Annotated in this window: 25 protein-coding genes; 16 read left to right on the top strand and 9 right to left on the bottom strand. The window is 65.7% G+C overall.

The features are described from left to right. Nucleotides 1-5: 5 nt before the first annotated feature. Nucleotides 6-407, bottom strand: a complete 402-nt coding sequence (locus K9B33_RS07525) for a membrane protease subunit (RefSeq protein WP_224547841.1) — start codon at nt 405-407, stop codon at nt 6-8. Nucleotides 408-418: 11 nt separating this feature from the next. Next, nucleotides 419-1,405 carry a prolyl aminopeptidase gene (gene pip, locus K9B33_RS07520; RefSeq protein ID WP_224547840.1) on the bottom strand — a complete coding sequence of 329 codons (987 nt, stop codon included), beginning with the start codon at nt 1,403-1,405 and terminating at the stop codon, nt 419-421. 218 nt (nt 1,406-1,623) lie between these two features. Between pip and K9B33_RS07515 the strand changes: the two genes are divergently transcribed. The 4 genes from K9B33_RS07515 (at nt 1,624) to K9B33_RS07500 (ending at nt 6,642) form a co-directional block, all read left to right on the top strand. Continuing rightward, nucleotides 1,624-2,403 (top strand): class I SAM-dependent methyltransferase, encoded by a 780-nt coding sequence (locus K9B33_RS07515; protein WP_224547839.1) that lies wholly within the window; start codon nt 1,624-1,626, stop codon nt 2,401-2,403. 61 nt (nt 2,404-2,464) lie between these two features. Beyond that, entirely contained in the window at nt 2,465-3,169 is a 705-nt protein-coding gene (locus K9B33_RS07510) for a 2OG-Fe(II) oxygenase (RefSeq protein ID WP_224547838.1), read from the top strand. A gap of 183 nt (nt 3,170-3,352) precedes the next feature. Continuing rightward, entirely contained in the window at nt 3,353-6,136 is a 2,784-nt protein-coding gene (locus K9B33_RS07505) for a TonB-dependent receptor (RefSeq protein ID WP_263499511.1), read from the top strand. A 77-nt stretch (nt 6,137-6,213) separates the two neighbouring features. Further along, nucleotides 6,214-6,642: a response regulator gene (locus K9B33_RS07500; protein ID WP_066599614.1), complete on the top strand. Its 429-nt coding sequence runs from the start codon at nt 6,214-6,216 to the stop codon at nt 6,640-6,642. Between the two features lie 646 nt (nt 6,643-7,288). On the opposite strand, the gene K9B33_RS07495 is transcribed toward K9B33_RS07500, so the two are convergent. Together K9B33_RS07495 and dnaN are read right to left on the bottom strand one after the other, a co-directional pair. Then, the gene (locus K9B33_RS07495; RefSeq protein WP_224547836.1) at nt 7,289-9,901 is read right to left on the bottom strand and encodes an EAL domain-containing protein; all 2,613 of its coding nucleotides are present in this window, start codon (nt 9,899-9,901) and stop codon (nt 7,289-7,291) included. A gap of 97 nt (nt 9,902-9,998) precedes the next feature. Beyond that, nucleotides 9,999-11,111 carry a DNA polymerase III subunit beta gene (gene dnaN / locus K9B33_RS07490; RefSeq protein WP_224547835.1) on the bottom strand — a complete coding sequence of 371 codons (1,113 nt, stop codon included), beginning with the start codon at nt 11,109-11,111 and terminating at the stop codon, nt 9,999-10,001. A gap of 172 nt (nt 11,112-11,283) precedes the next feature. Between dnaN and K9B33_RS07485 the strand changes: the two genes are divergently transcribed. From K9B33_RS07485 to K9B33_RS07475, 3 genes are all read left to right on the top strand, one after another. Continuing rightward, nucleotides 11,284-11,784, top strand: coding sequence for an invasion associated locus B family protein (locus K9B33_RS07485; RefSeq protein ID WP_224548038.1), 501 nt, complete (start codon nt 11,284-11,286; stop codon nt 11,782-11,784). Nucleotides 11,785-11,829: 45 nt separating this feature from the next. After that, complete coding sequence (gene rlmN, locus K9B33_RS07480; RefSeq protein WP_224547833.1) at nt 11,830-13,092, top strand: 23S rRNA (adenine(2503)-C(2))-methyltransferase RlmN; 1,263 nt, start codon at nt 11,830-11,832, stop codon at nt 13,090-13,092. An 81-nt stretch (nt 13,093-13,173) separates the two neighbouring features. Beyond that, complete coding sequence (locus K9B33_RS07475; protein ID WP_224547831.1) at nt 13,174-13,647, top strand: hypothetical protein; 474 nt, start codon at nt 13,174-13,176, stop codon at nt 13,645-13,647. A 16-nt stretch (nt 13,648-13,663) separates the two neighbouring features. On the opposite strand, the gene K9B33_RS07470 is transcribed toward K9B33_RS07475, so the two are convergent. Further along, entirely contained in the window at nt 13,664-14,173 is a 510-nt protein-coding gene (locus K9B33_RS07470) for an outer membrane protein (RefSeq protein WP_224547829.1), read from the bottom strand. A 363-nt stretch (nt 14,174-14,536) separates the two neighbouring features. Between K9B33_RS07470 and K9B33_RS07465 the strand changes: the two genes are divergently transcribed. The 7 genes from K9B33_RS07465 (at nt 14,537) to K9B33_RS07435 (ending at nt 19,448) form a co-directional block, all read left to right on the top strand. Next, complete coding sequence (locus K9B33_RS07465; RefSeq protein WP_224547827.1) at nt 14,537-15,256, top strand: cytochrome b/b6 domain-containing protein; 720 nt, start codon at nt 14,537-14,539, stop codon at nt 15,254-15,256. Next, a complete protein-coding gene (locus tag K9B33_RS07460; protein ID WP_224547825.1) occupies nt 15,253-15,999 on the top strand; it encodes a molybdopterin-binding protein in 747 nt (248 codons plus the stop codon). The genes K9B33_RS07465 and K9B33_RS07460 overlap by 4 nt, the downstream gene beginning before the upstream one ends. A 31-nt stretch (nt 16,000-16,030) precedes the next feature. Beyond that, nucleotides 16,031-17,272 (top strand): SAM-dependent methyltransferase, encoded by a 1,242-nt coding sequence (locus tag K9B33_RS07455; RefSeq protein ID WP_224547823.1) that lies wholly within the window; start codon nt 16,031-16,033, stop codon nt 17,270-17,272. A 111-nt stretch (nt 17,273-17,383) separates the two neighbouring features. Next, the gene (locus K9B33_RS07450; protein WP_224547821.1) at nt 17,384-17,710 is read left to right on the top strand and encodes a hypothetical protein; all 327 of its coding nucleotides are present in this window, start codon (nt 17,384-17,386) and stop codon (nt 17,708-17,710) included. A 72-nt stretch (nt 17,711-17,782) separates the two neighbouring features. Further along, complete coding sequence (locus tag K9B33_RS07445; RefSeq protein WP_224547819.1) at nt 17,783-18,205, top strand: DUF350 domain-containing protein; 423 nt, start codon at nt 17,783-17,785, stop codon at nt 18,203-18,205. Nucleotides 18,206-18,209: 4 nt separating this feature from the next. Continuing rightward, complete coding sequence (locus K9B33_RS07440) at nt 18,210-19,043, top strand: serine protease (protein ID WP_224547817.1); 834 nt, start codon at nt 18,210-18,212, stop codon at nt 19,041-19,043. Nucleotides 19,044-19,157: 114 nt separating this feature from the next. After that, nucleotides 19,158-19,448: a DUF3297 family protein gene (locus K9B33_RS07435; RefSeq protein WP_224547816.1), complete on the top strand. Its 291-nt coding sequence runs from the start codon at nt 19,158-19,160 to the stop codon at nt 19,446-19,448. A 35-nt stretch (nt 19,449-19,483) separates the two neighbouring features. Here the strand turns inward: K9B33_RS07435 and K9B33_RS07430 are convergent, their stop codons facing one another. The 4 genes from K9B33_RS07430 to K9B33_RS07415 form a co-directional block, all read right to left on the bottom strand. Next, the gene (locus tag K9B33_RS07430) at nt 19,484-20,236 is read right to left on the bottom strand and encodes a CHAP domain-containing protein (RefSeq protein ID WP_224547814.1); all 753 of its coding nucleotides are present in this window, start codon (nt 20,234-20,236) and stop codon (nt 19,484-19,486) included. 150 nt (nt 20,237-20,386) lie between these two features. Further along, nucleotides 20,387-20,917 (bottom strand): CHAP domain-containing protein, encoded by a 531-nt coding sequence (locus K9B33_RS07425; RefSeq protein ID WP_224547812.1) that lies wholly within the window; start codon nt 20,915-20,917, stop codon nt 20,387-20,389. A 108-nt stretch (nt 20,918-21,025) separates the two neighbouring features. Next, nucleotides 21,026-22,096, bottom strand: coding sequence for a DNA replication/repair protein RecF (gene recF, locus K9B33_RS07420; protein WP_224547810.1), 1,071 nt, complete (start codon nt 22,094-22,096; stop codon nt 21,026-21,028). A 168-nt stretch (nt 22,097-22,264) separates the two neighbouring features. Continuing rightward, entirely contained in the window at nt 22,265-22,753 is a 489-nt protein-coding gene (locus tag K9B33_RS07415) for a hypothetical protein (protein ID WP_224547808.1), read from the bottom strand. A gap of 120 nt (nt 22,754-22,873) precedes the next feature. Between K9B33_RS07415 and K9B33_RS07410 the strand changes: the two genes are divergently transcribed. Together K9B33_RS07410 and K9B33_RS07405 are read left to right on the top strand one after the other, a co-directional pair. Next, entirely contained in the window at nt 22,874-23,281 is a 408-nt protein-coding gene (locus K9B33_RS07410; protein WP_066599553.1) for a VOC family protein, read from the top strand. After that, a complete protein-coding gene (locus K9B33_RS07405; RefSeq protein WP_224547806.1) occupies nt 23,278-23,808 on the top strand; it encodes a peroxiredoxin in 531 nt (176 codons plus the stop codon). Before K9B33_RS07410 ends, K9B33_RS07405 begins: the two co-directional genes overlap by 4 nt. Nucleotides 23,809-23,815: the final 7 nt, after the last annotated feature.

Genomic DNA, 23,815 nt, shown 5'->3' with positions numbered 1-23,815 from the left:
GGCCTTTATGGCGCCGGGCTGGTCCGGGGCGCCAGACGGTTGCTTTCCAGCAGCGGCAGACCGCCTTCGGTTGGCACGTAGATAATATTGGCATCCTTGGCGTCGATCGCCTGAATTTGCAGATAGCGTAGATAGCCGTCGGGTCCGCCCAGGCTGTCCTGCAATATTCGGTTGGCACGCGCTGCCCCCTCCGCTCGCACGACCTCGGCATCCGCCAGCATCTTGGCGCTTTCCAGCCGGGCGCGCGCTTCCAGCACCGCTATCTGGCGCGACGATTGCGCTTCGGCGAGCGCCGCCCGCCCGGCCTGTTCCTGACTATAGACATTATAAGCGGGGCAGCCGGCCAGCAGGCCGAACCCGGTCACGAAGATCAGTATGATGATGCCGACAATGGCCGTTCCGCTCATGGGCTGCCCCCTCATCCCTCTATTATATCCGCAAAGCCGTCGGTCGCGCGGATCAGCGCGTCCAATATGCCCGGTTCATTATAGGCGTGCCCCGCCCCCTCGATCATTTCAAAGCGCGCCTGCGGCCAGGCGCGATGCAGCGCCCAGGCGGTTTCCGCGGGGCAGGCCATGTCGTAGCGGCCCTGCACGATGACGCCGGGAATGTCCGCCAGCTTGCCCGCGTCGCGGATCAGCTGCCCGTCCTCCAGCCAGCCGCCATGAACAAAATAATGATTTTCGATGCGGGCGAAGGCGAGCGCGAAATCGTCGGCGTCGTGGGTCGCCGACAGCGCCGGGTCGGGCAGCAGGCGGATCGTTTCGCCTTCCCACACGCTCCAGGCGCGCGCCGCCGCGATCTGGGCGGCGCGATCATCGCCGGTCAGACGGCGACGATAGGCGGCCACCAGATCGCCGCGCTCCGCCTGCGGGATCGGGCTGACGAACCGTTCCCACTTGTCGGGATAGATGCGGCTTGCGCCCGCCTGATAATACCAGTCGATCTCGGATTTGCGGATCGTGAAGATGCCGCGCAACACCAGTTCGGTGACGCGATTCACATGCGCCTGCGCATAGGCCAGCGCCAGCGTCGATCCCCAGCTTCCGCCGAACACCAGCCATCGCTCCACGCCCATCATCGCGCGCAGCCGCTCGATATCTGCAACCAGATCCCAGGTCGTGTTGGCGGTCAGATCGGCATGGGGCGTCGATCGGCCGCAGCCGCGTTGGTCGAACAGCAGCACATCGTAGCGCGCCGGGTCGAACAGGCGGCGATGATCGGACGATATGCCGCCGCCCGGCCCGCCATGGAGGAACACGGCCGGCTTCGCGCCGGGCGTGCCGGCCCGCTCCCAATAGATATGATGGCCGTCGCCGACGTCGAGATGGCCGGAAGCGAAGGGGGCGATCGGCGGATAGAGGGTCCGGGCGATATTGCCGTCCCTGGAGTCATGATCGGCCATGCTTTGCCTGCCTTTCCCGAACTTCATACATGTGCGCACTATGGAATCTATGTAAAGTTACCTGTTTACAGCCGCTTATAGCAGCCGAAACTTCTGTAGGACAGCGATTGCGCGCCGTTTCGACCAGCGACGTGCAGCATCGACAGCCGTCATGCCGCAGGGTTGAGCGGCGGACAAGCACGGCGCATGATGGCGCGCCATCAGGAGGGAAAATCATCATGCGCGCCAGCCCCGTCATCCTCTGCCCCGCAATCCTCTGTCTTGCCAGCCTCGCCGCGCCGCTCGCCGCCCGGACGCCGAACCCGCCCGCGCCCGACTATGCCGCCGCGATCGCGGACGCCAAACGCCCGGCCGAGGCGAGAGCGCTGGACGAGAGCCGCAAGCCCGCCGAAACGCTCGCTTTCCTGGGGCTGAAGCGCGGCATGAAGGCGGCCGACATTATGACAGGATCGGGCTATTGGGCGGAGATCATGGCCGATGCGGTCGGTCCGACCGGCAAGGTCACCGCGTTCGAGCCGAACCAGTTCTACACCCAGCCCGAAGAACAGAAAAAATGGCAGGCGCTGGTCGCGCGGCGGCCGGATGTGCAATGGGTCCGCTACCCGTTCGAGGCGTTCAGCGCGCCGGCGGACAGTTTCGACTTCACCATCATCAACCTGAGCTACCACGATCTATACTGGCAGTCGGAGAAATATGGCATCCCGCGGACCGATCCGGCCGCCTTTGTGAAGAGGCTCTATGCCGCGACGAAGCCGGGCGGGATCGTGGGCATCGTCGATCATGTCGGCGCGGCGGGCGACACGCGGGCGATCGTGGATAAAGTGCATCGGATCGACCCGGCGGTGGTGAAGGCCGATTTCATCGCCGCCGGATTCACGCTGGAGGCGGACAGCCCATTGCTCGCCAACGCGGCGGACGATCATGCCAAGCTGGTGTTCGACCCGGCGGTGCGCGGCAAGACCGACCGGTTTCTGTTCCGCTTTCGCAAGGCGGGATAAGGCGAAGGCACCTCGCTGCGCCCGGGGCGAACGGGAAAGGCATTTGACCGCAAGCGGTGGGATGACGCCGCGTCGCGACAAGTCCACCCTGGCGCCCATGGACCTCACCGATCTCGACCGCCATGGCGCGGCGCGCCTGCCCGCTTTGCTGTCCCCCGACCAGTGCGCCGCGATCGTCGCCCTGTGGGACGATCCGCGCGCCTTTCGCAAGGAGGTGGTGATGGCGCGCCATGGTTATGGCAGCGGGCGCTATCGCTATTGCGCCTATCCGCTGCCCGATCCGGTCGCGGCGCTGCGGGACAGCCTCTATCCCGTACTGGCGGCGCAGGCCAATCGCTGGGCGGCGATGCTGGGGACCGGCGACATCTATCCGGCGCGCCACGCCGATTTCCTGGACCGCTGCGCGCTGGCCGGGCAGGACAAGCCGACCCCGCTGCTGCTGCGCTACGAGGCAGGCGACTGGAATGCACTGCACCAGGATGTCTATGGCCCGCATATCTTTCCATTGCAGGTCGCGATCCTTCTGTCGCAGCCGGAGCGCGACTTTACCGGCGGCGCCTTCGTCCTGACCGAGCAGCGGCCGCGGATGCAGTCGCGTCCCGAAGTGGTGCCGCTGGGCCAGGGCGACGCGGTGATTTTCCCGGTGCGCGACCGGCCGGTGACGGGCGCGCGCGGCGTACATCGGGTGCAGATGCGGCACGGCGTCAGCCGCTTGCTGTCGGGCGTGCGCTATACGCTGGGCATCATCTTCCACGACGCGGCCTGACATTGCAGGGTCAAGACCCCGGCCTCAGCCCACGTTCAGCCGACACGATTACATCTTGCGACAAATATCGCTGGTCGTTGCCAGAATCTTGCGACAAGCGGCTGCTAGGCCAGTGATCAGCTTCGGGTTTGTCTGTGGGGGTTTTTCGTGCGTTTTTCTGCATCCATCGTCTGTGTCGCACTCATGGCCGGCGTCGCGCCCGGCGCGCTGATGGCGCAGGAGGAGGAGAAGGCTGCCCCCCCCGTCGAAATGGACGAGGGCGAAGAAATCGTCGTCACCGGCCAGCCGCAACGCGGATCGGTGATCGGCGACGTCCAGCCCGAACAGCAATTGTCCGCCGCCGACGTGCGCGCGCTGGGCGTCACCTCCATTTCCGAACTGATCAGCGAATTGTCGCCGCAGACCAACGGATCGCCGGTCATCCTGCTGAACGGCAAGCGCATCTCCAGCTTTTCCGAGATCCAGGACATCCCGTCCGAAGCGGTGGCGCGGGTCGACATCCTGCCCGAACAGGTCGCCCTCTCCTATGGCTATGCGCCGACGCAGAAGGTGGTGAACATCGTCCTGCGCCAGCGCTTCCGCGCCGAAACGGCCGAAGGACGCGCGGGCACGACGACGCAGGGCGGGCGGGAAAATGGCAAGGTGGAGGCCGGGCTGCTGCGCATCCGGGGCGACAATCGCTTCACCCTGAACCTGCAATATAGCCGCGCCGCCGCGTTGCTGGAAAGCGAGCGGGGCATCACCGCCACCGCGCCGCGCCGCCCCTATGCGCTGACGGGCAATATCGTCGGCACCGGCACGGATGGCGAGATCGACCCGGCGCTGTCGGCGCTGGCGGGGCAGACCGTGACGATAGCCAGCGTGCCGGGCAGCGCCGCCGCCACGCCGCCCACGCTTAATGATTTCGTGGCGGGCGCCAATGCCGCCAGCGTCAGCGACCTGACCCGCTATCGCACGCTCAGCCCGGAGACGGAGAGTTTTTCCGCCAACGCCACCCTTGCCCGCGCGCTGGGCGGGGTATCGGCGACGCTGAACGGACGGCTGGAACTGTCGGACAGCGATTCGCTTCAGGGCCTGTCGCAGGGCGCGTTCGATCTGGCGGCGGGCAGCCCCTTCTCGCCCTTCGCCAATGACGTCACCCTCTATCGCTATCTGGCGCAGGGCGGCGCGTTGCAGCAGCAGACCAAAGGCACGACCGGCCATATCGGGCTGACCCTGAGCGGGCGGCTGGGCGGGAGCTGGCAATGGTCCTTCACCGGCAATGGCGACCTGTCGATCACCCGCACCCGCACCGATCGCGGCATAGACACCGGCGCGATCCAGACGGCGCTCGATGCCGGCGACGCCAGCGTCAATCCCTATGGCAGCTTCGCGCCCGCGCTGACCGCCACCCGCCTGACCGACCGCGCCCGCGCGGAAAGCCGGGCGGTGCAGGGCGACCTGCTGGTCAGCGGGTCGCTGTTCGACCTGCCGGCGGGCGATGTCATGACATCGATCCGGCTCGGCGCATCGGCCAATGGCTTTGAAAGCCGGTCGGTCCGGTCGGGCGTGGCAAGCGGCAATGATTATAGCCGGGAGATCGGCAGCGGGCAGATCAGCGTCGACCTGCCGCTTACCAGCCGGTCGAAGGGCGTGCTGGGCGCGGTGGGCGACATCGGCGTCAATTTCAACGCCGCGGCGCAACGCTATTCGGACTTCGGCGCGCTCTCGACGCTGGGCTATGGCCTGCGCTGGGAGCCGGTCAAGGCGGTGCAATTGTTGCTGTCCGCCAATCAGGATCGCGCCGCGCCCACCGGCACGCAGATCACCGATCCGCAGATCGTGACGCCCAACGTGTCGGTGTTCGACTATGCGACCGGGCAGACGGTGTTCGTGTCCCAACTGTCGGGCGGCAACGCCAGCCTGCGCGAAAGCGTGCGCGACCAGTTTCGCCTGAGCGCCCGGATCAAGCCGTTCGAAAAGCCCAATCTGACGCTGACCGCCACTTATCTCAACAGCCGCACCAGCAACCCGATCGCCGCTTTCCCCACGCCCACCCCGGCGCTGGAGGCGGCCTATCCGCAGCGCTTCGTGCGCGACGCCGACGGCAATCTGCTCCAGATCGACGCGCGGCCGATCAACTTCCTGTCGTCGCAGAGCGAGCAGTTGCGCTGGGGCTTCGACCTGTCGATCCCGATCAAGTCGCATGTCCAGAAGCTGGTGGAAGCCTGGCGCGCATCGGGCGGCAGGCCGGAGGACCGACCGCCCGAATTGCAGGCATTGTTCGGCAATCGCGGTCAACGCAGCCAAGGCGGTCCACCGCCCGGTGAAGGCGGCGGCGACCGACCGCGCGGCGAAGGCAATAATGCCGGGCCGGGCGGCGGCGGACGGCCGGGCGGTGGCCCCGGTGGCGGCTTTGGCGGAGGGCGTGGCGGCGGCCAGGGCGGCGGCCAGGGCGGCGGGCGCATGACGTTCAGCCTCTATCACACCTGGCACCTGACCGAGAGCATCGCCATCGCGCCGGGCGTGCCGCAACTGAATCTGCTGGACGGCGACGCCACCGGATCGTCGGGCGGCCAGCCCCGGCATGAGATCGAGGCGCGGGTCGGCTATATGAACAATGGCATCGGCGCGCGGCTGGGCATCGACTGGGAAAGCGGCACCCATGTCGATGGCGCGCTGACGGGTACGGCGGGCGGCAGTTCGCGCCTGAACTTCGGCAGCCTCGCCACCGCGAACCTGCGCCTGTTCGCCAATCTGGGGCAGGTGCAGGGGCTGGAGCGCAAGATCCCCTTCCTGCGCGGGGCGCGGATATCGTTCAACATCGACAATATCTTCAACCAGCGCCGCGAAGTCATCGACGCGACCGGGGCGACGCCGCTGCGCTATCAGCCCGGCTATCTCGACCCGCTGGGCCGCACCGTGTCGATCAGCTTCCGCAAGCTGTTCTTCCCCAATTTCGCGGCGGGTAATCGGCCGCGTAGTTAAATCCGCATTAGGGACATTAAAGACCTTCGTTCCCCGGCCGTTATGAGGACGTGTAACGGTTTGGGGAGACGCCTGTGATGAAGCCCGTCAGGATAGTGGTGGTCGACGATTCGCTCACCATCCGTGCGATGATCGAAACGCTGCTGGAGCGCGACCGGCGGATCGAAGTGGTCGGCATCGCCCGCAATGGCGAAGAAGCGATCGACATGATCCGGCTGGAAAAGCCCGATGTCGTGACGCTGGACATCGCCATGCCGGGCAAGGATGGTCTGGCGATATTGGACGAGATCATGGACATGGAGCCATGCCCGGTGATCATGCTGTCCAGCCTGATGCGCGACGGCGCGCCGATCGTCGCCGAAGCGATGGACCGGGGCGCGGCGGCCTGTTTCAACAAGGCGATGATCGTGCGCGAGGCGACCCGCTTCATCGGCCTGATCCGCGATCTGGGCCGTGGGCTGGTCGTGGCGGATACCGCAATGGAGCCGGTGGCGATCGCCGCCTGATCGCTGGATAATGGCGGGACGGAAAAAAACGAGGCAGGCGACTGCCTCGCTTTTTTGCGTTTGGGACATCCGCTGTCGACCCATTTTCGGACGGCAGAAAGGCTTTTCGCGATCCACACAACCGGACACAAAATTAGTCAGCGCGGCACGGGAATCTGTTAATCTCGTCGCGAAGACCGAGCCGTTCGGCATCCGCGAAATCGATGCACACTCCATTCGTTACTGACCCTGTCCACACGATTTTTGGCTCGCCTTTCAAAGGTTCAATGACGAGATAGTATCTCCCGCCTGTTCGCGGACGCGCTGAAGCTTGTATCAAATAGACCGTAGATTTGGTCTTTGGTCCTGCAAGCAACCGGTTTACCTTGAAGGTAATACGAAACGATCCATCGATGATGATTTGGCAATCCGCATCGAGACATATCCGAGGAGTATTTGGCATCTCCGAAACATCTTCAACGTGAGCGAGAGTGGCCCTAACCAACGATCCAGCAGGTTGAGCTAATGCAGGTGTCGCTAGGCAAGCGACAGCGATTGCAAGACAGGTTTTTCGCACGCGGCCCCCGACGTCAAATTCTTCTCGAACGTCCGCTTTTTAGCGCAACTGCGCAAGACTAGACAGCTGGCTTCCCACCGCCACCCAACCTCACCCCGCCATCGACCTGGGCGCGTTGCGCAGGGTGCTGATGTCGACCGATCCGGCGAACTCCACGCCCATCCGGTCGTCCTTCGACCAGCGCGCGGTCGCGTTGACGAACTGGTTTTCGGCCAGCTCGATCGCGAACAATGTGCCTTCGGGCACGTTCCACAATCCCTCGATCAGCGCGCCGGTGGCGGAGATGTTGCGGACGCGGCCGGTATAGATATGGCCGTCATGATGGATCGCGATCGTGCGCAGCATCGTCTTGCGTTCCGGGCGGCTGGACTGGAAGCCGTTGGCGCTGGCCGCGGTGCCCATGCTGCGCTGGCCTGCCAGCACGTCCGCGGCGGGCATCGGCTTGCCGTAGATATAGCCCTGGATATGGCTGCAGCCAAGCTGGCGGATCAGCGCCAGTTCGTCCTGCGTTTCCGCGCCTTCGGCCGTGGTGTCCATGCCCAGCGCTTCGGCCAGGCTGACGATCGCCTTGATGATCGCGCTGTTGCGGCTGCCCTTGGTCGCGGCGCCGCGCACGAAGCTCTGGTCGATCTTGATCTTGTCGAACGGCGCCTTCTTCAGATAGCCAAGCGAACTATAGCCGGTGCCGAAATCGTCGAGCGCCAGCCGCACGCCGATCGCTTTCAGGCGCGTGAACATCGCGTCGGTCCCGTCGTCGTCGTTCAGGAATACGCTTTCGGTGATTTCCAGCTCCAGCCGTTCGGGCGCAAGCTGTGCGCCTGCGAGCGCGTTCATCACCGTGGACGGGAAGCCGGGATTGGCGAACTGGCTGGGCGAGACGTTCACCGCGACGCGGATGCCGTCCTGCCAGTCGGCGGCGTCGCGGCAGGCGGTGTGCATCACCCATTCGCCGATCTGGCCGATCAGCCCGCTATCCTCGGCGATCGGAATGAACAGGGTGGGAGAAATCGGCCCGCGCACGGGATGGTTCCAGCGCAGCAGCGCTTCGTAACCGGTGATCTGCTCGGTCTTGGACGACACCACCGGCTGATAGACCAGATGCAGGCCGTCGGCGGCGAGCGCGCGGCGCAGATCTTCCTCCAGCGCGCGGCGATCCTCCGCATCGGCATGCATGTCGGACGAATAGAAGCGATGGACGCCGCGGCCATTGCCCTTGGCGGCGTAGAGGGCGAGGTCGGCATTGCGGATCAGCGCGTCGGCGGTGACGCCGTCCTGCGGGCAACAGCTGATGCCGATCGACACGCCGATGACCACGGCGGTCCCTTCGATCATATAGGGCTGCGAGATCGACGCGATGATCGCCTGCGCCAGCTGGGCCAGCGCGGCCTGATCGTGGCGGCCGGGCAGCAGCAGCTTGAATTCGTCGCCGCCCTGGCGCCCGACCAGCCCCTTGTCGCCGACCACGCGCTGCAACCGCTGGCTGACCTGGCGCAGCAGCGTGTCGCCGGCGGGGTGGCCGAGCGTGTCGTTGACGATCTTGAACCGGTCGAGGTCCAGCATCATCAGCGCGCATTCGCCCGGCTTGCCGTGGCGGGCGGCCACCGCCTGCTCCAGCGAACTGAGCATCTGGATGCGGTTGGCGAGGCCGGTCAGCGAATCGAACTGGGCCAGGCGCGTCACTTCCGCCTGGCTGCGGCGCATTTCGGTGAGATCGGTGCCCGACCCGCGAAAGCCGTGGAACTGGCCATATTCGTTGAAGACCGGCTGGCCGGAAATCGACCACCACCGTTCTTCCTTCGCCAGCGCCGCGCAGACCGCCAGGTCGGAAAAGCCGGTGCGAGCGGACAGGTGGAAACCCAGCGTGCGTTCGCCATCGCCCTGCTTCTTGTCGCCGGGGCGGATGATCTCCGTGATCGGCCGTCCGATCAGCCCGTCGCCGGGCGCATCCAGCGTCTGCGCCAGGGCGTCGCTGATATAGGTGAGGCAACCCGTCCGGTCGGTTTCCCAGAACCAGCCGCGCCCGGTGCGTTCATGTTCCTGCAAGAGCCGGTCGGAGCGTTGCGCGCGCAGATCCTGGCTGTGGCGGACAATCGCCCGGTCGCGATCCGCGGTCGCTTGACGCACCGTCGCCAGCAGCATCACCAGCACACAACTGAACAGCAGCCCGACCTGCGCCATGCCGGTCTTTTCCACCACCGACACCAGCAGCGCGCCGAGAAAATAGCTGATCCCCAGTAGTCGACGGTCGCCGAAGATGCACACCGCCAGCAGCGCCACCGCCAGTTCCGGCACCGCCGCCAGAAACAGCGCGTCGGTCGCCGCCTTGGCTTCATAGCCCAGCCACAGGCTGAAGGTCAGGCCCGACAGGAACACCATCGGCAGCATCATCCAGTTCTGGACATGCGGCATCTGGCGCTGGAACCAGGACCGGCGCGGCGCGAGCATCAGGGCGCCGTCGATGGCCAACATGGCGACCATCAGGCCCACTTGCGCGATATCGCCGGAATAGAAGGGCAGGTTGAGCAGCGCGACGACGCAGATCTTGGCCAGCAGGATCAGCGGCCACAGCCGCGCGATATGGATGAAGGCGCCGGAAATCCAGGACGCCGACACTTCGGTCCCGCTTTCCGACAGGCCGAGTGCGACCATCAGCGTCATCGGGCGGGACGGGTTATCGGTCAGGGATGCGCGGAGCGGGGACATGCGCCATTTGGTAACGCAAACTCCTTGCCAGAGAATTACTGCTGGCGGGTCATGACGATCCATAATGGTGCAGGTCGAACCTGCACCAAAGGGAAGGTCAGACGCGCATCGGCATCAATACGTAAAGCGCTGGACTGGCGTCATTTTCACGGATCAGCGTGGGCGCGGCCGCATCGGCCAGATGCAATTCGACCAGGTCACTGTCGATCTGCCCCAATATGTCGAGCAGATAGCGCGCATTGAAGCCGATATCGAAGCCTTCGCCCTGGAAGGCGCCGGGCACTTCTTCGGCCGCCGTGCCGTTTTCTGGGCTGGTGACGGACAGGGTGATCTTGTCCTTGTCCAGGCTCATCTTGACCGCGCGGGTCTTTTCGGTGGCGATGGTGGCGACGCGATCGACGCCTTCCTCGAAGCTGCGCGGATCGATCTTGAGCAGCTTATCGTTCGCGGTCGGAATGACGCGGCTATAGTCGGGGAAGGTGCCGTCGATCAGCTTGCTGGTCAGGATCGCGCTGCCCAGGCCGAAGCGGATCTTGCTGGCCGACAGGTTGATCTGCACCGAACCTTCCACCTCGTCCAGAAGCTTGCGCAGTTCGCCGATGCACTTGCGCGGGATGATGATGCCGGGCATCCCCTCCGCACCGTCCGGGCGGGTTACGGTGACGCGGGCCAGGCGATGGCCGTCGGTCGCCGCGGCCTTCAGCACCGGCTGATCCTCGTCGGACACATGGAAATAGATGCCGTTCAGATAATAGCGCGTCTCTTCGGTCGAAATGGCGAAGCGCGTCTTGTCGATGATCTGCTTCAACGTCTCCGCCGGCAGCTCGAAACGGGTCGGCAGGTCGCCTTCCGCGATTACGGGGAAATCGTCGCGCGGCAGGGTCGACAGGTTGAAGCGGGCGCGACCGGCCTGGATCAGCATCTTGCCTTCGGCCGCCTGCAGCGACACCTGGCTGCCTTCGGGCAGCTTGCGCGCGATGTCGAACAGGGTGTGGGCCGAAATGGTGGTCGCCCCGGCCTGTTCCACCTGCGCCGACACGCTTTCGACGATCTGGAGGTCGAGATCGGTCGCCATCAGCTTGATCGCACCGTCGGCCGACGCCTCGATCAGCACGTTCGAAAGGATGGGGATGGTATTGCGCCGCTCGACCACCGACTGGACGTGGCTCAGGCTCTTGAGGAGCGTTGCGCGTTCGATGGTGGCCTTCATGTCCCTGTTCTGTCCGTTTCTTTTTAAGCCGATAGCCGGGGATTCGGTCGAATCCCGGCGACAATGATGGATGCTTCTTCATAACCGCTATGACGGCTTGGGCAAGCACCGCCTTCGCGCTTTTGATCGAGCCGGGGTTGCAAAAGGGGACGGCATGGGCTTTGCCCGCATCATGCCTCGCTTCATCGCCCTGTTGATCCTGTCGCTGCTGGCGGCGTCGCCGGTCCTGGCGCGCGATTCGCTGGGCATTTTCGAGGGTTGGGGCGCTTTTCGCGATCCCGGCGCGGGGCAGAACGGGCCGCGCTGCTATGCCATCGCCCAGCCCGCCGCGCGGAGAGGACAGAGGCCCAAGGGGTTCGTCGCGGTCGGCACCTGGCCGCGCCAGCGGGTGCGCGGACAATTGCATATCCGCCTGAGCCGCGCGCTGGCGGCCAGGGCGCCGGTGACGCTGACCGTGGGCGAGCGCCGTTTCGCGTTGGTCGCCGGGCAGATGGACGCCTGGGCGCCCGATACCCGCGGCGACGCGCAGATCGTCGCGGCCATGCGATCGGCCAGCAGTATGAGCGTGGCAGGCGTGGGCGCAGACGGGCGCGGCTTTGCCGACAGCTATGCGCTGCGCGGCGCGGCGACGGCGATGGACGCGGCGGCGCTGGGCTGCGCCAAACTGCGTTAGGCGGCCGCGCTTCCAAAATCCGCAAAAATCGGCTAAGGGCGCGCCATGCAATCAGCCGTCAGCCCGCTCATGCCGATTCCCGGCCTTATCGACCCTGTGCCCGTGCCGCGCGCGGTGACGCCGCGTGAAGACGGGCGCACCGACCTGATGGGCCTGTCGCGCCCGCAGATCAAAGCCGTGCTGGAAGAGGCCGGGCTGGACGTGAAGGCCGCCAAGCTGCGCTCCAAGCAATTGTTCCACTGGCTCTATCATCGCGGCACCACCGATTTCGACGCCATGACCGACCTTGCCAAGCCGATGCGCGGCTGGATGGCCGAACGCTTCGTCGTCGGCCGCCCGCAGGTGGTCGAAGCGCAGGTGTCGAGCGACGGCACGCGCAAATGGCTGCTGCGGTCCGACGATGGGCAGGACTATGAAATGGTCTTCATCCCCGATGCGGATCGCGGCACGCTCTGCGTCTCCAGCCAGGTCGGCTGCACGCTCAATTGCAGCTTCTGCCACACCGGCACGATGCGGCTGGTGCGGAACCTGACGCCGGGCGAGATTGTGGGGCAGGTGATGCTGGCGCGCGATTCGCTGGGCGAATGGCCCAAGGGTAATATGGCCGTTGCCAATGACGTCGATGAGGATGACGACGCGCCGCAATATACGGCGGACGGGCGGATGCTGACCAACATCGTGATGATGGGCATGGGCGAGCCGCTCTATAATTTCGATCATGTCCGCGACGCGTTGAAGCTGGTCATGGACGGCGACGGGCTGGCGCTGTCGAAGCGCCGCATCACCCTTTCTACGTCAGGCGTGGTGCCGATGATGGCGCGCGCGGCCGAGGAGATCGGCGTCAACCTGGCCGTCTCGCTCCATGGCGTGACCAAGGCCGTGCGCGACGAACTGGTGCCATTGAACCGCAAATATGGGATCGAGGAACTGCTCCAGGCCTGCGCCGACTATCCCAAGGCGAACAATGCCCGGCGCATCACCTTCGAATATGTGATGATCCGCGACAAGAATGACAGCGACGAGGATGCGCGCGAACTGGTCCGGCTGATCCGCAAATATAAGCTGCCGGCCAAGGTCAACCTGATCCCGTTCAACCCCTGGCCGGGCACAGACTATGAATGTTCGACGCCGGAGCGGATTCGCGCGTTCAGTTCCATCGTGTTCGAAGGCGGCATCAGCGCGCCGGTGCGCACCCCGCGCGGGCGTGACATCATGGCGGCGTGCGGCCAGCTAAAGTCGGCGAGCGAGAAGAAGAGCAAGGCCGAAATGAAGCGCCTCTCCGAAGAGAAGCAAGCCGCGCTGGGATGATCGCGGGACGATAGGCTGCGCCATTGGCGCAGGACGACCAGCCCCGCCCGCAACGGCGGGGCTTTTCTGTTGGGGAAGATAATGACCGATGCCGAGATAGACGCGCTGGCGACGGGCTTTTGCGCCTGTACGCTGCCCAAGGAAAGCTGGACCCACGGCGCGCATTTCGCGACCGCTCTGTGGTTGATCCTCACGCGCCCGGACGTGCAGCCCGAACGGGACATGCCCGGCATGATCCGCCGCTATAATGCAAGCGTAGGCGGGGTGAACAGCGCGACGAGCGGCTATCATGAGACGATCACCCAGGCCTCGCTGCACATGGCGCGCCGCCTGCTCGCCGGATTGCCGGCCGATGTGACGCCGACGACTGCCTATATCGCGCTGATGGCCTCACCGCTGGGGGACAAGGACTGGCTCTTCACTTACTGGTCGCGCGACGTGCTGATGGCAACGACGGCGCGGCTGGGCTGGGTCGCGCCCGACCTCCAGCCGCTGCCTGCCTGGACGGACAATATAGAAAAAGGGCGGCCCCTTGCAGGACCGCCCCTTCCCTGATTCCGATCGAGAGGGATCAGAAGCGGAAGCCGATGCCGACCACCGCGGCGTCGCGGCCGCCGATGTTCTGCTCATATTCGGTGCGCTGATATTCGGCCGAGATATAGGTGTTCGGGGTCGCGGCGAACTCAAGGCCGCCACCGTAGCGCACGCCTTCCAAGCCGGCACCGTCGCCGTCGACTTCGAAGCGGGTCGAGGCATAGCCGACCTTGCCGAAGGCGAGGACGCGCGGCGTCACAACGTAACCGGCGCGCAGCGAGGCGGCGATGTCACGGCTGACGTCCAGGCCGCTGTCGTCGACAGTGCTGTCGCCCAGGCTAACTTCCACGCCGCCGACGATACGGGGCGCGAGAGCCAGGTCGTAGCCGGCGCTGACGCCGTAGGAAAAGCCTTCTTCGCCGCCGATCTTGTCATAGCCCGCCGTCACGCCCGCGCGCGGCCCGGTGAAGGGCGCAGCGTCCTGAGCGAAAGCAGGAGCCGAAACAACGGTGGCAGCAGCAATAGCTGCGAAAATCACAGTCTTCATAAAGTCCTCATTTATTATCTTGTCGCCGTGACTTAGACATTCATCCGGCGTTCAGGTTTGATGCAAAGCAACCATGAACTTATTCTCACGATAGCCCCTGCGACTCTTCTCTCCATTATCGGGAGATCAAGAGCATGATCTGCATCATGATCACGCAGCAGCCATCTAGGATCGCAAGATTGAGTTGCAAAGGGGGTCTGCCTTTATTTCAATTAATTTCGGGGCTTGTGTTGCAAAAGTGTGACATCGCCCCCGCCGGGCTGAAGGGACGCCGGCCACGCGCCCGCTCGCAATGGCCTGTAACCAGAGCAGGTCGAGGACCGAATAGTGGACTATTGCCTCAGATGGGATAGGATCACCGCCATGGACAGCCCGACCCCTACGGTAGCCGGCGATGTCAAGCGCCACCGCCTGTCCACCCGGCTATGGCACTGGGCCAATGCGCTGCTGCTCTATACCCTGTTCGCCAGTGGCCTGGGCATCTTCAACGCCCATCCCCGGCTTTATTGGGGGCAATATGGCGCAAACCTGGACCATGCCTGGCTGACGCTGGCGCGCTTCCCCGGCTGGATCACCCTGCCCGGCCATTACAGCCTGGCCCTGTCGCGCCACTGGCATCTGGCCGCCGCGCCGCTCTTCGCCTTCGCACTGCTCGCCTACATGCTCTGGAGCCTCGCCAACCGGCACATCGCCCGCGACCTCGCCTTTCGCCGCGGCGAACTGGCCCCGCGCCATGTCTGGCAGGATATCAGGGACCACGCCCGGCTGCGCTTTCCCACGGGCCAGGCGGCGCTGCGTTATAATGTGCTGCAGAAGGCGAGCTATATCGGCGTGATCTTCGTCGCGCTGCCGCTGGTGATCCTGACCGGCCTCACCATGTCGCCAGGCATGAATGCGGCCTGGCCCTGGCTGCTGGACCTGTTCGGGGGACGGCAGTCGGCGCGATCGATCCATTTCATCACCGCCTTCGCGCTCGTCGCCTTCTTCCTGGTCCACATATTGATGGTCGTGCTCGCCGGGCCGCTGAACGAGGTGCGCTCGATGATCACCGGCCGCTATCGCGTGCCGGAGGATCGGCCATGATCCTGACCCGCCGCCATCTGCTGCTCGGCGCGACCGCAACGCTGGCCGGCTGCGACCGGCTGGCGCGCAACGAGACGTTTCGCGAGGCGCTGTTTTCCGCCGAGAATTTCCACAAATGGGCGCAGCGCGGCCTGATGGCCCCCGATGCGCTCGCGCGCGAGTTTCGGCCCGAGCAAATTTCTCCCGTCTTCCGCGCCAACGGCACCGCCAATCCCAATACGCCCGCCTACAAGGCGTTGTGGCGCAACGGCTTTGCCGACTGGCGGTTGCAGGTCGGCGGCCTGGTCGCGCGCGACCTGTCGCTGTCGCTGTCGCAACTGCGCGCATTGCCCCATCGCGAGCAGATCACCCGTCATGATTGCGTCGAAGGCTGGAGCGCGATCGGCAAGTGGCGCGGCGTCCGCCTCAAGACCATTCTGGACGGCGCAGGGCTGCGCAGCAGCGCGCGCTATATCGTCTTCCGCTGTGCCGACGACATGGGCGGCGGGCGGCCCTATTATGAGAGCATCGATCTGGCCGACGCCTTCCACCCCCAGACCATCCTGGCCTTCGCGCTCAACGACCGGCCGCTGTCGGTCGCCAATGGCGCGCCGCTGCGGCTGCGGGTCGAACGCCAACTGGGCTATAAACAGGCCAAATATCTAATGGGGATAGAGGCGGTCGACAGCCTGGCCGCGATCGGCAAGGGCAAGGGTGGTTTTTGGGAGGACCATGCCGATTATGATTGGTATGCGGGCATTTGACGTCTGCGTAACGACATGACAAGGTCCCGGCATGAAGCTGTTTGAATTGGTTCTCAAGCGGTTGGTCACACGCGGTCGCCTGACCGTTCACTACGCCAACGGCAAAAAAATCACCGTGGGTCAGCCCGACCCAGCCTTTCCCGACCTCGCGTTGCGCTTCAAGGACGGCCGGGTGCCTTTCGACATCGTGAAAGACCCGCGGCTGGGCATGGCCGAAGCCTGGATCGACGGGCGGGTCGGTATCGATGGCGGCGGCATCATGGAATTCCTGTCCATGATTCGCGCCAACAACCCCTGGGAACAGGGCAAGTCGATCGAGGGCAAGAGCCTGCTCAAGCGCAGCATCGGCAGCGTGCGGCAAAAGCTCTGGCGCGCCAACCACAAGGCCCGGTCCAGGGCTAATGTCGCGCATCATTACGACCTGTCGGGCGCGCTCTACGCTCTCTTCCTGGACCGCGACCGCCAATATAGCTGCGCCTATTACCCCGACGCGGACAATGAGGCCGGGATCGGGCTGGAACAGGCGCAGGAAGACAAGAAGGCGCATATCGCCGCCAAGCTGCACTTGAAGCCGGGCATGAAGGTGCTGGACATAGGCTGCGGCTGGGGCGGAATGGCGCTGTACCTGCACCGCACCTGCGGCGTCGATGTCACCGGCATCACCCTGTCTGAAGAACAGCTCAAGGTCGCGCGGCAGCGGGCCGCCGATGCCGGCGTCGCCGACCATGTCCGGTTCGAACTGATCGACTATCGCGACATGACGGGGCCGTTCGACCGGATCGTGTCGGTGGGCATGTTCGAACATGTCGGCACCGCCCATTTCCGCACCTTCTTCGACACATGCCGCAGCCTGCTGACGCCCGAGGGCGTGATGCTGATCCACACGATCGGCCGCATGGGCGGGCCGGGCGTGACCGACGCCTTCACCCAGAAATATATCTTCCCCGGCGGCTATATCCCGGCCCTGTCGGAAATGATCGCCGGCAGCGAGGGCACGCGGCTGATGGTGACCGACGTGGAGGTGCTGCGCATCCATTATGGCCTCACCATCCGCGAATGGTATCGGCGGACCATGGCGCATAAGGCAGACATCGTCGCCCTCTATGACGAGCGCTTCTTCCGCCTCTGGACCTTCTACCTGGCCGGGGCGGCGACCGTGTTCGAACATGGCGGCATGGTGAATTTCCAGGTCCAGTATAGCCGCGACCGCCGCGCGCTGCCGATCACCCGCGACTATATGCAGGAAGCCGAAGCGGCGCTGCGGGGGCGCTGAAAAGCCTGAACCGTCGCTGACATGTCCATTCGCGGACGGTTCAGTCGGCGCGGTGCATTCTCTTGTCCATGCTCCCCCCTTGACGGGCGGGATGTGTGAGGAGAGAAAGACATGAACCTGTTCTGGAAGGGCGCGGCCGCGTTGAGCCTCGCCATCACCGGCCTTGGCGCGGCGGCGGCGCCGGCCCAGGCGCAATATTATGGTGGTTCCGGCTGGCGCGGCGACCGCGACGGGCGCTGGGACAATCGCCGCTGGGACAATCGCCGCTGGGACAACAGGCGCTGGGATGATCGCCGCCACTGGCGCGGCGACCGGCGCGATTGGCGCGGGTATCGCGGCCATTATCGGACCGCCTATCGCTATCGCACGCGCTGCTGGACCGAATGGCGCTACGACTATTATCGCGACCGCGACGTGCGCGTGCGCATCTGCCGCTAAAGCCGGCGGCTATATTGTACCCGTGACCCGCCCCGATTGAACCTTGGGGCGGGTTGCGGCATTGGGGACGGCATGACCGATCCCATGCCCGTGATTCAAAGCCTGTTGTCGGGCCTTCCCATCCTGCTGCTACATCTGGGCAGCGCCACCCTGGTCTGGCTGGCGGCGCTGGGCCTCTATATGTGGATCACCCCGCATGACGAATTCGCGCTGATCCGCGGCGGCAACGAGGCCGCGGCGATCTCGCTGGGCGGGGCGGCGATCGGGCTGGCGGTCCCCTTGGGCTTCTGCCTCGCCGGGTCGGTCAATGTCTGGGACATCGTCATCTGGGGCAGTGTAACCCTGGTGCTGCAACTCGTCGCCTTCCGCCTGGTCGATTTCCTGCTGGGCACCCTGTCGGCGCGGATCGAGGCCAATGAACGGTCGGCCGCGATCTTCCTGGCGATGATGAAGGCCGCCATCGCCTGCCTCACCGCCGCCGCGGTCGCGGGCTGAGGCGATGGCAAAGCGCGGCTGCGGCTGCCTGCCGTTCGCGCTGGGTGGCCTGCTGCTGGTCGCCTGGCTCGGTCAGGACATGGCCGTGCCGCCGCTCAAGGTCGAGCAATATGATCCCCGATCGCCGCGCCGGCCGATGCCCGACTGGAGCGACGAACAGTTTGTGATCGAGGATACGCCCGGCGGCCCTGCCGATTCGATGGGCACCGCCTTCGCCGTCGACCGGGACGGCGCCTGGCTGACGGCGCAGCATGTCACCCATGGCTGCGCGCGCGTCGGGCTGGAGGATGGCCGCTTCGCCCGGCCGGTGTCGCGGGTGATCGAAAGCCGCGAGGCGGATGCGGCGCTGGTCGCCGACAGTCTGCCCAGCGAAGCCGCCCTGCCGCTGTCCAGCCGCATCCCGCAACCGGGAACGCCGGGCTATCATATGGGTTTTCCCGCGGGCGAACCGACGCTGGTCATGTCCGAACTGATCGGCGAGGCGAGCGCGCGGCGCGGGCGCAGCGACCTGACCCAGCCGATCCTCGCCTGGGCCGAAAAGGGCCGCATTCCGGCCGGCGACGGCACCCTGTCGGGCATCAGCGGCGGGCCGGTCTTTGCCGAGGACGGCCATGTCGTGGGCGTCAACAGCGCCTCGACCGACCGGCGCGGTCGCATCCTGACCACCGCCCCCGACGCAATCGCCCGGCTGGCGGCGGCGAGCCGCGCGGTGGACGATCGCCCGGTTGCCTATCCCTTCGCCGGCCTGGCCGACGCGGAAAGCCGCTTTACCGCCTGGCTGGACCAGGGCGTGATCCGCCGCATCTACTGCGACGTTGACGAGAAGCGCGGCGGTTGACGGACGGCGACCGCAGGCGGGTTTATTGTTTTTCGCATTTTCCGAGTCGGCAAGTGATTCCACTTGCCTCGAAAATGCTCTAGGCGAGGCGCAACTTTTCCAGGGAATATCACCATGAGCGACACGCCCCCCGATCATCTGTCCACCAACCCCAAAAGCCCCCATTTCGACATGGAGGTGCTGCAACGCGGCATCGGCATCCGGTTCAAGGGCCGCGAGCGCAAGGATGTGGAGGAATATTCGATTTCCGAGGGCTGGATCCGCGTTGCCGCCGGCAAGAGCCGCGATCGCCACGGCAACCCGCTGACGATCAAGCTGTCCGGCGAAGTGGAAGCCTGGTTCGAGAACCTGGCCGAGGGGGCGCAAGACGCGGCCGCCGCGGACAAGCCGGCCGACGCCGAATAAGCAAAGAGGGCGCCGCAGCGGGCGCCCTTTTTCTGTCAGTTCATCACCGCTTCGCGCCGGACGTCAGCGATGATCGCGCTCAGCGTGCGCTGCGACGGATCGGCATCGGCATATTCCACGACGAAGGGATCGGCCTCCAGCCGCGGCGCGGCCTTGCGCGCCCTGGGCGCTGGCTTGGCCTGCGCAACCTGGATCATGCGCGGACTGGCCATGACCGGCGTCACGCGGGGCTCGCGCAACAGGGTTGGCGCTCTTTGCTCGTCCCAGACATCCGAATCGACCTTGGCGAAACGCACGCTCGCGCCCAGCGTCGGGTCGGGGGTAAAATCATGCAGCCGGGCCTTGGCCGGATAGATGAAGCCATAGGTCGGGTTGGTGCGCGCGCCCATCTGGCCGGTCGGGCTGTGCCACACGCGCACCTGACTCCAGTCGCCATCCTCCGACACGTCGATCGCCAGCACATCTTCCTCGATCGCGCCGGGCACCGACCAGTTGGCGTGACGGATCAACACGCGCCGGTCGTCCAGCACCTTGCTGATGACCGCGACATGGCCCAGCGCCATCGGGCCGTTGGGCCGGAAGGCGAGCACCGCGCCCTTTTTCGGCCTGGTCCCCCGCTTATACTGGCCGTCGGCCTGGTCCCACCAGGTCAGCGCATCGCCCCGGATCGCCACGCCCGATACGATCCGGGCATAGGGAACACATTGCAGCACCGTCGACCCCCAGCAGGGCGCGGTCGCCAGACCGGACAACAGCAAGGCTGCGGCCCAGCGTATCGCTCGAAACATCTATGCGATCCTACAAAACAAGAATCGCCCCACCGAGGATGACCCTAGGCCGCCATGGTTTGAGAAGAGGTTAAGCCCGCATCAGCGATGTAAGGGTTTGGAAAAAAGCGATCGATCCGCGCCGCAGGCCGCGTCGATCGCGCGCCGCGATCAGAAGGCGGCGCGCACCGCAGCGCCACCGGTCGCGTCGGCCGATGCGATCTGGACGGGCTGGTCGATGGTCTTGGACGGCTGGGCATAGATGAAGCCGCGCGCCGGGTTGGAGCGCAGGCCCAGGTCGCCGATCGGGCCGTACCATACCCGGACATCGGTCCAGTCGTTATTGGCCGACACGTCGATGGCGCGGACGTTGCGCTCGATGCCGCCGCGATAGGACCAGTTGGCGTGGGTCAGCAGCACTTCGCGGCCGCTGACCACCTTGCTGACCATCGCGACATGGCCGACCGGCATCGAACGGCTGGCGGCGAAGGCCAGGACGGCACCGACGCGGGGTTCATGACCGCGGTCGTAGCGCCCTTCGGCCTGGCCCCACCAGGTGTTGGCATTGCCGTGGATGTCGATGCCGGAAACCTGCCTGGCGAAGGGAGCGCACTGAAGCGTGCCGGCGGTGGCGGGAACAGCGAAGAGGGTCGAGAGCGCAAGAATAGACGCCGCGAAAAACGCGCGAAAACCAACGACCATGTGATTGCGACCCCGACTTATTTTGTAGGCTTGAACCCCGATGCCGGTCTTAGGGCAGACGCCGGACGGATGGACAAGCGTGGGGCGACGAGTCGTTTCGTCGATGCGTTATGTTGCGGAACGAAAAACATGCCCAGCAGTTACAGTCAGTCGGGTCGCATCATCCAGATCGTTGAAAAGACTGGATTCCGTCCCCGTCATCCACACCTGCCCCCCGCTTTCCCGCAAACGCTGAAATAATGCGCTGCGGCGGGATGGGTCGAGATGCGCCGCCACTTCGTCGAGCAGCAGCACCGGCGGCTGGCCCCGTGTCGCCGCCACCAGCGCGGCATGGGCGAGCAGCATCGAGAGCAGCAGCGCCTTCTGCTCGCCGGTCGAACAGAGCGCGGCGGGCTGCCCCTTGGCGATATGGGTGACGGCGAGGTCGTGGCGATGCGGGCCGGACAGGGTGCGCCCCGCCGCCGCATCGCGCCGCCGTTCGCGCCCCAGCCGGTCCTGCAGCGATTCGTCGGGGGCTTCGTCGCCCTCGATCGCGATCCGCGGCCGGGCGAAGGGTTCGTCGGGCTGGTCCGCCAGCATCGCATTCAGCCGCGCCACCAGATCGGCGCGCGCGCCGGCCAGCGCCGCGCCATGTTCGCCCATCTGCGCCTCCAGCGCCGACAGCCAGGCGGGATCGGCCCGGCGCAGGTCGGCGAGCAGCCGGTTGCGCGCCCGCATCGCCGCGTCATAGCGGGCGCTGTGCATCGCATGGCCCGAATGCAGCGCCAGCGTCAGCCGGTCGAGGAAGCGCCGTCGCCCGCCGGGACTGTCGAGGAACAGCCGGTCCATCGCCGGGGTGAGCCAGACGATCGCCAGATGGTCGGCCAGCGCGTTGGCGGAGGAGGCCACGCCGCCGATCCGCACCTGTCGCCGTTCCGGGCTGGCGGCGGCGACGCCGGTGCCCAGCACCACGCCGTCCACTTCCGCCGCGATCCCGAACCCGCCGCTCCCTTCCTGCCGCGCCATGGCGGACAGCGGCGCGCCGCGCAGCCCGCGACCGGGCGCCAGCATCGACACCGCTTCCAATATGTTGGTCTTGCCCGCGCCATTGTCGCCGGTCAGCAGGATGAAGCTATGGTCGGGCAGGATCAGCGCGTCCGCATGATTGCGGAAATCGCTCAAGGTAAGGCGGCCGATCATCGCGTGGCTGTAGCGGGCAGAAGGCGGAGGGGGAAGGGGCGGTTAGCGCGGGTCGTTGGAGGAGTGATTTGTCGCGGCACTGCGTCCACCCCCTAAACCCCTCCCGTCAGCGGGAGTGGGAGCGTGTCAAATTCAGGCCACTGCCAACCGGCCGATCCAAGCCTCCATTCAGCAGCGCTTGCGCGTCACCGCGGTGCCATCGTTGACGATGGTCAGCGCCTTGCCGTCCGGCGACGTGCGCAACGCCAGGGTGCGGGTCCAGCTCTGGCCTTCGCCGGTGAAGGCCGCTTCCACAGCGGCGCGGCCATCCTCGCCCGCCGTCACGCTTTGCACCGTACCGACGCTTTCGTGGAACAACAGCCGGTCGGGGGTGACGGTCAGTTCCAGGTCGGCGCTGCGGTCGCCGCACCGGTCGTGCGCGCCGGTCCAGCGTCCCTGCATGGCCGCGGGGATCAGGCCGGCGACAGCCGCTTCGGGCGGCGGCGTATCGATTTTCGGCGGGGATTCGACCGGGGTGATGGCGTTGGCGGCGGGCGGCGCTTCCTCCACATTGGGCAGCGTCTGGTCCAATATGTTGGCGACGACGCCGGGCTGGTCGGCGCTCTTGTCCGACGCCTGGTTGCAGCCGGCGGCCAGCAACAGGGACAGAAGCGTCACGGGTGGACATGATTTCCGCATGTAGGGAGGAACCGGCCAGCGCGCCGCCGGTTCCCATGCATGACTCGGCCCTGCCCGCATGATAGCGTCCGGGCGTTCACATAATGGGGAGTCGATGCCATGCCGGTGCTGGGAATGGGAGGCCTGTTCTTTCGCGCGCGCGATCCCGATGCGCTGGGGGCGTGGTATCGCACCCACCTGAATGTCGGCGGCGGCTGCGTGGTCGATCCGGCGGACACGCCCAATGAATGGATCTGGCAGCCGCGCGGAGGGCCGATGGTGTTCGCCCCGTTCAAGGCGGACAGCGACTATTTCGCCGCCGACAAGGCCTTCATGCTGAATTTCCGCGTGTCCGATCTCGATTCCCTTCTGGACCGCTTGCGCGCCGCAGGCGTTGCGATCATCACCAAGCCCGAATGGGACGATCCCGTCCTCGGCCGTTTCGCCCGCATTCATGATCCGGAGGGCAATGCGATCGAATTATGGGAACAGCCCGATCACCGTCCGACCCAAGGAACCGACCTATGAAGCGCCTGCCTCTTCTCCTCGCCGCCGCCGCCGCCCTGAGTTCCAGCGGCGCGATGGCCGCCCTTGCCGTCGGCGCCAAGGCGCCCGACTTCACCACCCGCGGCGCGCAGGCGGGCAAGACCTTCACCCTGACCCTGTCGCACCAGTTGAAGCGCGGGCCGGTGGTGCTCTATTTCTTCCCCAAGGCGTTCACGCCGGGCTGTTCGGCCGAAGCGCGCGAATTTGCAGAGAATATCGACAAGTTCAAGGCGGCCGGCGCGACGGTCATCGGCATGTCGGCCGACCCCGTGGACGATCTCGTCGCCTTTTCGACCAAGGAATGCGCGGGCAAGTTCGCCGTGGCGTCGGCCGGGCCGGCGATCGTGACCGGCTATGACGTGGCACTCAAGATGCGGCCGGGCATGACCGATCGCACCTCCTATGTCATCGCGCCGTCGGGCCGGGTGGCCTTCGTCCATAGCGAAATGAACTATGCCGAGCATGTGAAGACCACGCTCGCCGCGGTCGAAGCGATGAAGCAGAAATAACATGGCC

This window comes from Sphingobium sp. 3R8, assembly GCF_020166615.1.
GTDB lineage: Bacteria > Pseudomonadota > Alphaproteobacteria > Sphingomonadales > Sphingomonadaceae > Sphingobium > Sphingobium bisphenolicum.
Note: the sequence above shows the minus strand (reverse complement) of the source record. Positions and strands in the feature narration are given on the sequence as shown.